Annotated in this window: 8 protein-coding genes and 1 tRNA gene; 4 read left to right on the top strand and 5 right to left on the bottom strand. The window is 60.8% G+C overall.

All coding sequences use genetic code 11. The annotated features are described in order from the left end of the window. Nucleotides 1–65: 65 nt before the first annotated feature. The 4 genes from JFX23_RS06125 to JFX23_RS06110 all read right to left on the bottom strand — a co-directional run bounded on the left by JFX23_RS06125 (nt 66) and on the right by JFX23_RS06110 (nt 6,021). Nucleotides 66–1,904, bottom strand: a complete 1,839-nt coding sequence (locus tag JFX23_RS06125; protein ID WP_198776168.1) for a phosphoenolpyruvate carboxykinase (GTP) — start codon at nt 1,902–1,904, stop codon at nt 66–68. A gap of 498 nt (nt 1,905–2,402) precedes the next feature. Beyond that, nucleotides 2,403–3,155 carry a glycerophosphodiester phosphodiesterase family protein gene (locus JFX23_RS06120; RefSeq protein ID WP_198776167.1) on the bottom strand — a complete coding sequence of 251 codons (753 nt, stop codon included), beginning with the start codon at nt 3,153–3,155 and terminating at the stop codon, nt 2,403–2,405. Nucleotides 3,156–3,190: 35 nt separating this feature from the next. Continuing rightward, nucleotides 3,191–4,453: a DUF4032 domain-containing protein gene (locus tag JFX23_RS06115; protein WP_198776166.1), complete on the bottom strand. Its 1,263-nt coding sequence runs from the start codon at nt 4,451–4,453 to the stop codon at nt 3,191–3,193. Between the two features lie 440 nt (nt 4,454–4,893). Further along, nucleotides 4,894–6,021, bottom strand: a complete 1,128-nt coding sequence (locus JFX23_RS06110; RefSeq protein ID WP_198776165.1) for an ABC transporter ATP-binding protein — start codon at nt 6,019–6,021, stop codon at nt 4,894–4,896. A 538-nt stretch (nt 6,022–6,559) separates the two neighbouring features. Between JFX23_RS06110 and JFX23_RS06105 the strand changes: the two genes are divergently transcribed. From JFX23_RS06105 to JFX23_RS06090, 4 genes are all read left to right on the top strand, one after another. Continuing rightward, the gene (locus tag JFX23_RS06105; protein WP_198776164.1) at nt 6,560–8,692 is read left to right on the top strand and encodes a serine/threonine protein kinase; all 2,133 of its coding nucleotides are present in this window, start codon (nt 6,560–6,562) and stop codon (nt 8,690–8,692) included. A gap of 27 nt (nt 8,693–8,719) precedes the next feature. Next, on the top strand, nt 8,720–9,571 hold the full coding sequence (locus JFX23_RS06100; RefSeq protein WP_198776163.1) for a DsbA family protein: 852 nt from the start codon (nt 8,720–8,722) through the stop codon (nt 9,569–9,571). Between the two features lie 83 nt (nt 9,572–9,654). Beyond that, a tRNA-Thr gene (locus JFX23_RS06095) sits at nt 9,655–9,730 on the top strand. Nucleotides 9,731–10,647: 917 nt separating this feature from the next. Beyond that, nucleotides 10,648–11,226 (top strand): TetR/AcrR family transcriptional regulator, encoded by a 579-nt coding sequence (locus JFX23_RS06090; protein WP_165544459.1) that lies wholly within the window; start codon nt 10,648–10,650, stop codon nt 11,224–11,226. 307 nt (nt 11,227–11,533) lie between these two features. On the opposite strand, the gene JFX23_RS09515 is transcribed toward JFX23_RS06090, so the two are convergent. Continuing rightward, nucleotides 11,534–12,922 carry a L,D-transpeptidase family protein gene (locus tag JFX23_RS09515; protein WP_198776162.1) on the bottom strand — a complete coding sequence of 463 codons (1,389 nt, stop codon included), beginning with the start codon at nt 12,920–12,922 and terminating at the stop codon, nt 11,534–11,536. Between the last annotated feature and the right edge of the window lie 506 nt (nt 12,923–13,428).

Genomic DNA, 13,428 nt, shown 5'->3' with positions numbered 1-13,428 from the left:
GGGTGGACGGCCGTCCGTGCTGAGCCGCCCACCCGCTGGATCGGGATACCGTGGAGACTGACCGGTCAGTTCCTCAGTTCAGTTTCAATTCGTTCATGAACTGCCTCGATCTCTTCGGGCAGATTCGTGAATTGAGCAAGATGCTCACGCCTGAAGCCCATTTCCTGCCTCCACCGTTCAACGTCGATCGTGAGCAGGCGAGCAAGGTCCTCATCCGAAATGGCAAGCCCCTCCCGATTGAGTTCATCAGCGTTAGGAACAACGCCAACGGGTGTTCTTCTTCCCTGGACGCGCCCCTCCTGGTAGTCCATGAGCCACAGGAGCGCGCGGAGGTTATCGCGGTATCCGGGCCAAAGGAAGTGTCCGTCCTCAGGGTCGCGTTGGAACCAGTTGACATGCGCGAAGATCGGAGCGTGGGTGACATTGCCGAGGATCTTGAGCCAATGCGCGGCGTAGTCCCCTTCCGAATAGGACATGAAGGGGCGCATCGACATGGGGTCGTAACGCAGCTGTCCTTCAACGCCTTCAGCGGCAAAAGTTGCTTCTGCACCGAGAGTGAGGCCGTCATACACCCCTTCCGCCAGATCTTTCATGGCGCGGATAAGGGGCTCTCGGTCTCGAGTGCGCCCGCCGAAGATGACGGCGTCGATCGGAACGCCCATTGGGGAGGATGCGTCCGGGGCTACGGTCGTGACATTGTCGAGGGCGGTCGCGAAGCGGCTGTTCGGGTGTGCCCACGCCAGCCCCTTGTCCTCTTCACTGCGCTCGCTGATCGCCTTGCCCGTCCAATCGAGCCAGCCCTCGAGGTCGCTCGGAGGTTCTGGGGTTCGCCCCTCCCACCACACTTCCTGAGTCCGCTCGTTGTAGGCGACGTTTGTGAACAGGACGCCGCTGTTGTCCTGAATTGCCGACAAGGCCGCGGGATTCGTCGCCTCGTTCGTGTCCTTCGCGACCCCGAAAACGCCGTTCTCCGAGTTCATCCCGTAAAGGCGCCCGTCCTCGCCGACCCAAAGCCAGGTGATGTCGTCGCCGTAGAATTCCACGCGGTAGCGCTCACCGAGGGCGTCGGGCGGCAGGGTCATCGCGAGGTTCGTCTTACCGGAGGCCGAAGGGAATCCACCGCAGACATGATAAGTGCGGCCCGTCTGCTTATCGACGATGCCGAGGAGCATGAACTGCTCGGCGAGGAACTTCCCGGACTTCCATCCGTCGTAGGCGGACTGGCGCAGGCTATGAGCGATCTTGCCGAGGAGGGCGTTGCCCCCATATGAAGATCCGTAGTGGATGATGAGGCGCTGGTCGGCGATTGTTGCGAAGAGGCGCTGATCCTCATCTGTTCCCTGGCCGAGGGCGTCCAGGTCTCCTGTCACGTGGACCGAGCGGACGAAGAAAGACGGATCGGCGAGATCGTCGAAGAGGTGCAGTCCGACGCGGGCCATGCGGATCATCTGCATGACAACGACGCGATTGTCGGTCAGTTGAACTCCGGCTGCGAAAGGAGCAAGCGGAGAGCCCGGAACGGCCATGAGATAAGGAATGACGTACATGGTCTTCCCGGCAAGGGCTCCCGCGACGCGCTCGCGTTGGGCGGCGAGCACTTCCTTAGAGGGACGCCAATTGTTGTAGAGGCCCTTGTCCGCCGGGTCGGCGGTGGCGACGACGGTACGTCCTTCTGAACGGGCGGTGTCCTTGGGGTGGGAGCGGGTGTAATAGCGTCCGGGGCCCGCGGGGAAGATCTCCTCGGCGTCGAGGGCTTCGGCGATGAGACGGGCGTCGTCCTCGGCGCTGATGATCTCGATGCTTTCGGGCGTGGTGAGCTGCGCCCATTCTTCGACGAATGAGCGGATGGCGGGGTTGGTGACCCCGCTTTCGTCGAGGTGGCGCTGAATCCTTGTGAGGTTCATGGTTCCTTCCTGGTTAGCGGCACGCTGCTCGTGCGTCTCACAAGAAAGCCTAACTACGGCATGACGTAGTTGCAATTACGAAGGGGCAAAGTTTCGTGAAGGGGTGGGAGGAATACGTGCAGAAAGACGGTGCAGGACGCTGCAAGGAACAAAGGTCTTAGAGGAGACAAACAAGGCGCGGGGCAAAGACCTTAAGGGAGAGAATCACTGGGCTCGTTGTGCGGGGTGCATCGCTGAAAGGAAAGAGGAGCGCGCGGGAGGAAGACTTCAAAGAGAAAGAACGAGAGAAGAGAACGGGCTAATGATGAAATGGACCCGAGCGATTCGAGTCGGGACTCTTCATCCCTCGATGCGGCAACACAAGGCGAGCAGCTCAACGAGCGCTCCAGCGGGTCTGGGCTTCAAAGGATGTGGGCTCAGCCCAATTCCGCCGGGTTGCGTCCCAGTCGGCTTCAAGCCCCTAGTCTGCTTCAAGCCTCCGCCCAGTGGGCGTGGGCTTCACAGGGCGAGCGCCTCAGCGGGGAAGAGCTGCGGGTAGTCGGTGAAGACACCGGTCACGCCCCAGGAGGCGAGTTCTTTCGCCTGCTCAAGGTCGTTCACAGTCCACACATTGCAATCGAAACCGCAATCGCGGATCTTCCAGGCCTCCTCCTTCGTCAGGCCCTTCGCATCGGGGTGGACCGCCGAGCAGCCGAGAGCCGACGCGCCCTCTTGCCAGCCCAGAGTTGACTGCTTCTCGGAGTCAAGGAGCCAAGCGAGCGAAATCTGCGGACGAGCCTCATGGAAGGCTGCGAGAAGCTCGTGGTCGAAAGAGGAAACGATGAAACGATCCTTATCGTGGACAGAATCAACCGCGACCGCCAGGGCCTCGATGAGACGCTCACGCAATTGCGTTCCGCCCTGGCAGGGTTTGATCTCCAAGTTCATTCCCATGTGTTGCTTGTTGCCAAAGGAGATGGCGTCCGCGGCCTCGGGAATCCTTTCGAAACGGTAGGTGTCGGAGAACCACGCACCGGCGTCAAGCCTGCGGATATCGGAGAAGGAGTGCGTGTAATATCCGCCCTTGCCGTTAGTTGTGCGATCCAAACGATTGTCATGAATGACGATGAGGGTCCCATCTGCAATGATGTCGACGTCGAACTCGAACCAGCGGGCTCCGACCTCCATCGCCTTCGAGAAAGCGGCAATCGTGTTCTCCGGTGCGAGCGAGCTGGCACCGCGGTGCGCAAACACACGGGGCAGTGCGGTCATTCCACATTCCTTCCAGACGACTGAAGAAAAGTCTCTCACCACAGATCGGGGTTTGCGACCGGGGTGGGATTCTCAGCATCCGATTCCGAAATGATGTAAAGAGCTTCATCGCGCTTCGCCGCAAGAACATTCTCCACGTACGAGGCGATCGCCTCATCCAGGGAAATGTCATGGCCTGCGCTCTCGGCAAGATACCAGCGGTGCTCCAAGAACTCGTGGTAGATCTGAGCCGGTTCGAGCTTGCCCGCGAACTCGGGCGGAACCGCGGCGATGACCGGCTCAAACGCGGTGTTGAGCCATTCATGGGCGCTGAGCTCCAGAGAAGAATTCGGCCTCCCCGAAGCCGTGTGGAAAGCGTAGATGTCGTTGAGGAGACGCTGAGCCTGATTCTCTTCCACATCCATCCCCGTCAAACGCATGAGCTTACGGTGATGATGGCCCGCGTCAACGACCTTCGGTTGGATCTTCAAAGTGGAGGTTCCAGCGACAGTGGACATATTGAACTCACCGACGTCAAAGCCCAGCTCGTTCAAGCGCTCGATCTTCTGAGCGACCCTCCATTTCTGGCTGGCATCGATCATTTCAATGCCTGTGAGCTCATTCCAAAGGGTCTTGTAACGTGAGCAAATCCGATCACCGATATGGATCGGATCGACCTCCTCGGGGAAGAACGCCCCGGCCTGAAGATCCATGAGCTCACCGATAATGTTCGTGCGCGCAATGTCGACATCGTAGGCGCGCTGCCCGGACGTCAGCTTCGGATGCAGCTCTCCGGTTTCCGCGTCAACGAGATAAGCACTGAAAGAATCGGCATCGCGGCGGAAGAGGGCGTTGGACAGGGAAACATCGCCCCAGTAGAAGCCCAGAAGGTGGAGACGCACCAGCAGGACTGCGAGCGCATCAATGAGTCTCGTCGCTGTATCAGGAGCCATATGCCGAGAGAAGAGCGCTCGATAGCGCAGGGAGAATTGCAAGTGCTCGGTGATGAGGACCGCGTTGAGCTCTTCACCATTATCGTCAGTGCGTCCCGTGATCACCGCAGTGGGCACCACCGAGGGCGCGTTCAAACGCGACAGGTCGCGAAGCATCACGTATTCGTGGCAGGCGACCGGTGCTCCGATCTCTTTGACTGCGACGACGCGCTCGTTGAGCTGGACGAAACGAACGACATGTCGTGAAATGCCTCTGGGGAGAGCGACGAGGAGCGAGTCCGGCCATTCTTCGAGGGGCAGGTTCCAGGGCAGATCAAGCAGAGCCGGATCGACATTCGTCGCCTGGATCTCAAAATCTGTGGGCATTGCGTCATTCCTTCATATCGAGTGCGCTCAGGCGCGCTTGTATCTTCTCCGGGCACGGCTTGCGACCTCGTGTGAAGCCTCGGTGTGTCGAGTGAATCCTCCTAGCGCGCACGGGGGAGGCATCGCCTTGGCTTGGGGTATCGACTCGACTTGGAGCGTCGCCTTGGCTTGGAGCGTCGCCTTGGCTGGGGGCATCGACTCGACTTGGGGGGTCGCCTTGGCTGGGGAAGTTGTCGGGCGAGCAGCGGAAAGAGAAACGGGTGAAGCTATTCACTGGCTAACGAGGCGAGAGCGAAACTGCCAGTGCCTCCCATCAGCTGAGGAAAGTGAGCGAGAAACTGGCCCGCTTCCCGCTTCCCGCTGTCTGACGAGGACGAGACCTGTGGAAAGACGGGACGGCCCCGCCCCCAGAACAGGGACGGGGCCGAAACCGCAGGGGGTCACTCCGGAAGACGCATACCGGTCGAGGCGGAGAAGTTATGCTGCTGACCGGCGATAATGCGGGTGTACACGACACCACCGCGAGCCGGAGCAGTGCGCGGAGGCACACGGACGATGAGCTGCTTCGAGGAGCCCTCTTCCGCCGAGCCGATGCCCTGTCCGTCCGTGCCGGCGAGGTGGCCGTAAACGAAGGCATCAGAGCCGAGCTCCTCAACGAAGTCGACCTGGATCGGAATGGAGTTCGCCTCGGTTTCGGAGACGAGCTCGAGGCCCTCGGGGCGGAATCCGATCGTGATCATGCCCTTGTCTTCGGCGGTCAGCGCGTTGACCGTGGCCGCGGAGAGCGGGATGCGGGCCGGGCCGAGGATCGCAGTGCTGCCTTCAACCTTGAACTTGCCGAGGTTCATCGCCGGAGAGCCGATGAAGCCCGCGACGAATTCGTTCGCCGGACGCTCATACATCTCCTGCGGAGAACCGACCTGCTGGAGCAGGCCGTCCTTGAGGACCGCGATGCGGTCGCCCATGGTGAGGGCCTCCGTCTGGTCGTGGGTGACGTAGACGGTGGTGACGCCGAGCTGGCGCTGCAGGGACGCGATCTGGGTGCGGGTCTGGACGCGCAGCTTCGCATCGAGGTTCGACAGCGGCTCATCCATGAGGAAGACCTGTGGCTTGCGGACGATGGCGCGACCCATCGCGACGCGCTGACGCTGACCGCCGGACAGGGCCTTCGGCTTGCGGTCGAGGTAGGGCTCGAGGTCGAGAATGCGGGCGGCCTCTTCGACGCGCTTGGCGATCTCTTCCTTCGGAGTGCCCGCGATCTTCAGAGCGAAACCCATGTTGTCGCGGACCGTCATGTGCGGGTAGAGGGCGTAGTTTTGGAAGACCATCGCGATGTCGCGGTTCTTCGGGGGGACGTCGGTGACGTCCTTATCGCCGATGAAGATGCGACCCTCATTGACGTCCTCAAGACCTGCGAGCATGCGCAGCGACGTGGACTTTCCGCAGCCGGAGGGGCCGACGAGGACGAGGAACTCGCCATCTTCGATTTTCAGGTCGAGCTGGTCGACCGAGGGCTTGTCATTGCCCGGGTAGATGCGAGTGGCCTTCTCAAAGGTGACCGTAGCCATGATCAGTATTCCTTCCCACCGGCAGGTACGTGCCGGACGATCCGAGTGGGTTGACTTTGTCCGCCGAAAAGATCGGGGGCTTTTCATGTGAAAAACCTCTGTCACGCTATCACTGCTGTGCACTCGTGTACAGGGTTCTTCCCGTAATTTGTGTACGCAGTTCGATTTGCTTGCGTGCGCAGTTCGATCCATCGCTTGCGGGCAGGGTTTTCCCCGTGGCTTGTGCGGGGCTTTTGCGGCGCAGGACGGTGAGAACCCACACCTGCCGGTTTTCCCGTGGCTTGTGCGGGCTTTTCGGCTCGCCTTCAGAGCAGAGCCCTCCTTCAGAACAGGACCCGCCTTCAAAAGAGGGCCCTTCTTTCTCGCAGCACCCTCCGGCTGAGTGAAATCGGGCGCCAACCGTGGCTATCTCGAAGTCCCCTTCCTCCCAGCACCCTCGGGTTGAGTGAGGCGGACGGCGTTGCCACGGCTGCTTGGGAGTCCCTCCCTTCGCAGCACCCTCGGGCTGAGTGAAGCCGGGCGCCTGTAGGCTTGGAGCGTGAATGCGGGTGAGGAGTTCGGGGGCTACACCCTGGTGCGCTCCCTCGGTTCGGGCGGCGCCGGAACAGTGTGGCTCGCCGAGGACGGAGGCGGCGCTCAGGTCGCCTTGAAACTTCTCCACCCCGCCCTCGCCTCCTCTGAAGCTGCGCGCAGGCGCCTCGAACGTGAAGCCGCGACAGTGAACTCGGTCCGCTCCGATTCCGTCGCGAGAGTGGTGGATATCGAGACCGAAGCCTCCCAGCCCTTCATCGCTTCGGAATACATCGCCGGGCCCACCCTGGCCGCAGTCCTCAAAGAAGGTCCCCTCGACGCGAGAAGCGTCGCCGTCCTCGGCGAGGACATTCGCCACACCATCCAAGCAGTCCACGCCGCCCGCGTGATCCACCGCGACATCAAACCCTCAAACATCATCTGCTCGACTCAAGGTCCCATCCTCATCGACTTCGGCATCGCCATGAGCGACGAGGACGAGCACCTGACCCGCACGGGCCTCGTCTCCGGCACCGCTGGATACACCGCACCTGAACTACTTCGAGGCCAGGAAGCCAGCGAAGCGACGGACTGGTGGGCGTGGTGCGCGACCATGCTCTCCGCGTCGACCGGTCGTCCGCCTTTTGGCAGCGGAGACCTGCAGGGCATCACCATGCGCGTCCTCACCGGCCAAGCCGATCTTGAAGGAATTGATCCCCTGGTCGCCCAGGCTCTCGCTCAGGGACTCTCCCCGGACCCCTCCGTCCGTTTCGCCCCAGGTCAGATCATTGACGCCTTCAACTCGGCAGCCGACTTCGCGTACGAGGTTGATCTCGATGCCGTCGATTGGCCGACCGCGTATGCCGCAAAAGCAGAACCCACTTGCGTCCTGCCCACCGATGATGCACCCGGACGGACACGCACAATGCCAGCCCAAGGTGCGACGCCCCTTCAAGGGTCGGCGCACGAGCAGTCACAGGCTGAGGCCTGGGATGCAGGGCAAAGCGCAGATACCCCAGGTGGGCGAGGATTCTCGCAGGCAGGCGCGCTCCCGGCGGATGCGACGAACGGGCAGTGGGGGCCCACAAACGGGCAGTGGGGACCTATACCTGGAGCACAAGGAACATGGGATCCTGCTTTGGGAGGGCACCCCCAGGACTGGGCTCAGGGGGTGCCGGGACACTTTGGTGGAGCCTTTGCCCCAGTGCCCGGGCAAAATGCTGGGGGCGCAGTAGTAACACCGGGACAGGCTGCCGGGGGCGCAGTCGCAATGCCGGGACACCTGGGCGCAGGTGCGCCAGTAGCTGGACAGCTGAGCGGGGGCGTGCCAACAGCCCCTAGAGGGGCAAGCACTACGCTAAGACAAGGCGCAGGATGGGCGCCAGTCGCGCCCGAACACCTCCCCGGATGGGGAGAAGCCCCGATTGGTCAACCTCGCACATGGGACCTGGAAGATAGTGGAAGAGGATTCCCAACAGACATACGCGCCAATCACCCCGAAAACGAGGACGAAGAAGAGCCCACATGGCTGCACGCAGACGAGCCCGGCTACACCCCCGCTCTGCCGAAAACAACATGGATCCTCGGACCCGCACTCCTCATGCCGCTGGCACTGCTCCCCATCCTCCTCGGAACCACAGGTTCCTTCGCCCTCGCCCTCGTCCTCTTCCTTGTGAGCTTCACAGGAGCGAACCTCCGACGACGCGAAATGCGACGAATCCGCAACGGCGGAATGAAAAGCTCCGACACAGCAGCAATGATCGCCGCCTCGCCGCTCATGCTCCTGCGCGTCCTCGCAGAACTCGCCTTCGGCTTCACACTCGCAGCCCTCATCCCCTACCTCTCATGGGTGGCCTACTCGTCCTCGACAATGGGAAACCCGAACTGGGGACTATGGCCGAAACTCATGAGCCACCCAGGAATACCGATCAGCGCCGAGCCTCTGATCCAAGACCCCCATGGGGCCGCCTCACTGTGGGCTGCACTGTGGGCAACTCTGGTGTTGACCTGGCTGATGCCCACCTCGATTGACCTGCGAGACGGCACCAGCCGATTCTCCAAGGCGGTTTTCGGCCCCTTGTGGGTGCGCTTCATCGCTGGAATGATCAGCGCAGGAGTGGTGATTACCACCTGGTACCTCCTCACAGGAGGCCTCTCCTGAAAGCAAACTCCAGGAACCATCGCTAGGGTGACGATCGAACCGAAGAAAGGGAGGCTCATGCCCCTCAACAAGCCCCAGGACGAGGTCCGCTTGAAGGCGCAGCAAATGCGTGAAGCCCAAGCAAAGGCCGATCGTCGAACCCGCATGATCATCATCTCGATCGTCCTCATCGTTGTCCTCGCTGTTATCGCGACAGTCGCGATCGTCATCAGCAACCAGGTGAACAAGAAGAACGCGGCAATAGATGCCGACCCGGCAACAACCCTCGGGGAATACGCTAATGGCGAGCCGATCATCTACTCCCACCTCGGCGTCGGCAAGAAGGACGAAGCCCTCCCGACCCTCACCGAATACTTCGACTACTCCTGCCACGCCTGCGCAGACATCGACGTTGCGCTCGGCCACGACCTCGTCCAAGGGGCGGAACGAGGCGAATACAACCTCGAAATCCAGCCCGTCACCACGGTCGGCATGGCCTATGAACTCCCCGCGACCTCGGCCTCGCTCATCATCGCCAAAGAAGACCCCGAGCACTGGATCAGCTTCCACCATGCGCTCCTGTCGTATTTCGCCTCGCAGTTCAACTCCGGGAAGGGCACGGTCATCCAGGACCTCGATAAGTCCTGGGAGCAGGTGAAGATGATCGCGAAGGAACAGGGCATCTCCGATGAGGTCGTCGCAAAACTCCCCCCCAACGTCGTCGAAAAGTACCTCGAAGCCTCCACCCAGGCATGGCGGGACGCCCCGATTCAAGGGCGCGGAAATCTTGGCACCCCCGAGTTCGTCAAAGACCACTCCACCGAGATTCCTCTGAGTGGTTCAAATGCCGCAGAATTCCTGTCCGTTGTGCGGGCGGCAATGAGCCTGAAGACCGAGTAAACACTCTCCTGGATTCTCGGGGCTCGGACGCGTGCGCTCGCGGATTCGTCTGAGCCCCGGACTCCATGGCACACTATTGGCGCGCCGCCTTAGCTCAGTTGGTAGAGCAGCTGTCTTGTAAACAGCAGGTCATCGGTTCGAGTCCGATAGGCGGCTCCACTGAGAAACGGCCCCGTGTCGACGAAAGTCGGCGCGGGGCTTTCTGCTGTGCGCGGAGGTATTGGCGTGTGGGGGGCTTTCGGTCCAAGGCCGTCGATGTGCTCACCCTCGGCCGTGCAGGGCTGGTGTGTGGGGTCTTGTGTTGTGGCAGGGGCAGGGGGTGGCCTATCCGGGGGTTTGTGTTGTGGCAGGGGCAGGGGTGGCCTGTCCGGGGGTTTGTGTTGTGTGCGGGGTATTGGCGTGTGTGGAGGAAAGCGATGTCGGGTTGCTGGGGTGCCGTGGTACGTCGCGGGTGGGTGTCGCGTGTGTGGGGCTTTCTGTTGTGTGCAGGGGGCGTTGGCGTGTGTGGAGGAAAGCGTTGTCGGGTTGCTGGGGCGCCGTGGTACGTCGCGGGTGGGGACAATGGTGTTTTGGGCCTTGGCGCGCAATGAGCTGGGCATCACGGCAGGGCGTGGGCAGTTCAGTACCCCCTGATTGTGATCTCGATCTGGTGCGGGGCTCGCTGTGCCGCTCGAGATCATGTGTGGGGTGTGTGGGCAGAGGTGTTGGCGGCTTGTGTTGACCCTGGTTGTGATCTCGACGTGGTGTGGGGTCTGGTGTGCGGCTTGAGATTGTGTGTGGGGTGTGTGGGCAGGGGTGTTGGGGACTTGTGTTGACCCTGGTTGTGATCTCGACGTGGTGTGGGGTCTGGTGTGCGGCTTGAGATCATGTGTGGGGTCGTCACCGACGCAGGAACAGAGGAACGGAGCAACCGAGGAACAGAGGAGCTGCGGAACAAGGGCCACGGCGCACATTCTTTTGACCGGGGAACGCCTCTTGCCCTGAATAGAGTTTCATGGCGACCCTGTTTTTCTGCTAAGAAACTCTCATAGGAAACTTAGGAAGCATCGTCGGGTTTTTGAATGGAGATCAAGGTAATGAAGAAGTCGAGCGAAGAACAACGCAGGCGTTGCCTCGACGGAGTCGTCAACCTATGGGCTGAGACTGGTAAAGCATTCACGATGAGTGAGCTGGCGACCTACCTCAAAATGTCGAAGAAGACCCTCTACGTCCTCTTCGAGGATAAGGAGGAGATGATTCTGTCCGCGATCGACCAGTGGTTCGACAAGGTCAAGGCCGCGAAGATGCAGATCCTCTCAGATCCGGATTTAACGACGGTCGAAAAGGTCCGCCTGGTGATGATCGTCCAGCCAGAAGGTTACGGGCCTGTTGCGACAAGCAGCTTCACGGAGTTTCTGAGTGAACATCCCAGGATTCATCGCCACATTGTCAAGAGACTCCAAAGTGGGTGGGAACCGATCATTGAGTTTCTCGCTAGAGGGATGGAGGCCGGAGAATTGCGCCGAGTCAACATCTCTATCCTCAGGACCATTGTCGAAGCAGCCTTCGAGAAGCTCCTTTCCTCTAAGGAGGCGACGAAGGACTGGGAGCACAGCCTCGAGGAGATGATGGATCTCATCATTGGTGGGCTTGAACCTAGGGGTGAAGGACAGTAGGGACGCTGTGTTCGAGGTGGTCTCTGTGAGCACTCCGGATCCAGGTGCTGTCTCGCCTTCTCAGCGAAAACTGTGAGTGATCCTTGTGAACACCCCGGATCCAGGACTGACGCGTATTCAGAGGTGATGAAGGCTGAAGGCCGACTCGCCTCCCGGATCGGGGGACATCGATAGAGCTGAGGCACACCAAAAGGCCGACTCGCCTCCCGGATCGGGGAGAGGTCGAAAGAGCAAAGGCCCAACGAAAGGCTCACTCGCACCTAGATCCGTCGGTTTGTGAGCACCTAGATCCATCGGTTGCGGGGCTTCAGTACAGGTGGACGGTTGTGCCCGAGGGGATCGTGTGGTTGATCCAGTAGGCGTCCTCGTACCTCATGCGGATACAGCCGTGCGAGATGTGCATGCCGAGACGACTATCGAGGGGCGTGAGGGTCCCCTGGTAGTAGAGGGTCGAGTGGAAGAGGTAATCGCCCCAGATTTGTGTCCACCAGTAGGCGGTAAACCCGTTGCCGAAGGAATGCCCGCGCGAACCGATGGAGTAGGTCCCCGTAATCGTCGGAGTCGAAGGGGCGCCGACCGAGCACGGCCAATCATGCTGCGGCCACCACGTGCCGTCGCGCCAGTAGAAGCCCGTGCAATGAACGGCAGAAGTGTCGACGAGGATCAGGTAGTTCGTCGGTGAGTACAAAGACTTCGCGCGGTCCCAGTCGTACTGAAAACTCGCCCGATCCGTGATCCACGCACCGGAGTAGTGATCGAAGAGATTCCACTTCCAGCCGATTCCCTCCCAATCGGTTGCCATTGCTCCCGAGCCCTTGAGGTAGTACCAGGTTGAGCCCTGTGCGAGCCAACCGGTGTACATTGCGCCTGAACCGTTCAGGTAGTACCAGGTGCCTTGGTCATTGAGCCAGCCGCTCGCCATTGCTCCGCTGGAGTAGAGGTAGTACCAGTAGCCGCCGACGGCTTGCCATCCTGTGGCCATGGCGCCGGAAGGGCTGAGGTAGTACCAGGTTGAGCCCTGTGCGAGCCAACCGGTGCGCATCGCACCTGAAGCAGCGAAGAAGTACCAGTCGGAATCGAGGTTCTGCCACCCCGTGAGCATCTCGCCAGTGGGAGCCAAGTAGTACCGGGCTCCACCTTCGTTGAGCCAGCCGTGCACTCGAGCACCTAGCGCAGCCGGATCACCGTAGTACCACTTCGAGTTAAGTGAGAACCAGCCGAAACGAACCCCCTGAGGTGTTGAGTAGTAGTGCTCGCCTTCAGGAGACGTGAACCATCCATCAACGATGAAGCCCTCCGCGTTGAATGCGTAAACAACGCCGTCGATCTTGCGGACTTTATTCGTCACGGCAAGGCCGCTTTCAGGGTCGATGTAGCGCCTCTGAGCACCTTCGCCAACCCAGCCGCTCCCGGATTGAGGATTCTCAGGCACTTGCGTCTCAGCCCCGTCCTCGCTGCTTGCTCCAGAAATAGAAGGAGCTGTGGGGAGGGAAGTAGAAGGAGCTGTGGGGTGGGAGTCCTCATGAGGGCTGCTGGTCCCAGGATTCGGGGGAGTCGGTTGCTCGAAGCTTGACGGTCGAGGCGTTGGTGACTCCAGAGAATCAGCCAGCGCGACCCCTGGAGTTGCAATGAGCGCGAGGACGAGTCCGATGACGGTTCCACTGCGGCGGAAAGCCTGCCTGATTGAGACAGCCATGCGAGCCTCCAAGGGAAGAAAAGTGTGTCGACGAGATACCCGTATCATAACGGCGCCCCATAGGCATCTGTGGGCCACGGAGCAACAAGAGCGCGCGATCTCCTGCGCAAGAGTGCCGAGAAACTCTCCTTGCGGCAGAAGGGCCAGATTGGTGTCGGTGTCGCTGCCACTAGCGGTGGTAAACGTGTCGGAGAAGTCCCCTAGAATCCATTTTTCTTCTTTTGGGCGAGAGACTGGCTCGCCTTCAGCTGGGACGCTAAACGTGTTGAAGGACTCGACTCTCAGGCGAGGGGAAGACTCCTGAGTTTCTCGGTCCGAGCCGTCCAGAGTCGAGGCGCGAGCCTGGACTTCAGGTGCCCTTCGGCCTGGCATCCCAGCGTGTGAGGACGTCCCCAAGCGCTGCCTTCAGTGCTCGCGATAGCCGTCTTGGGGTCGCCTTCGTGTTGTTCTTCCGCGCTTCGTGCTCTCCTTCTTAGTGGCGCTCGATTCCGAGAAGAGAGCCGACT

Source organism: Schaalia cardiffensis, assembly GCF_016405145.1.
In the GTDB taxonomy this organism is placed as follows: domain Bacteria; phylum Actinomycetota; class Actinomycetes; order Actinomycetales; family Actinomycetaceae; genus Pauljensenia; species Pauljensenia cardiffensis.
This window is presented reverse-complemented; position numbering and strand designations above follow the sequence as displayed.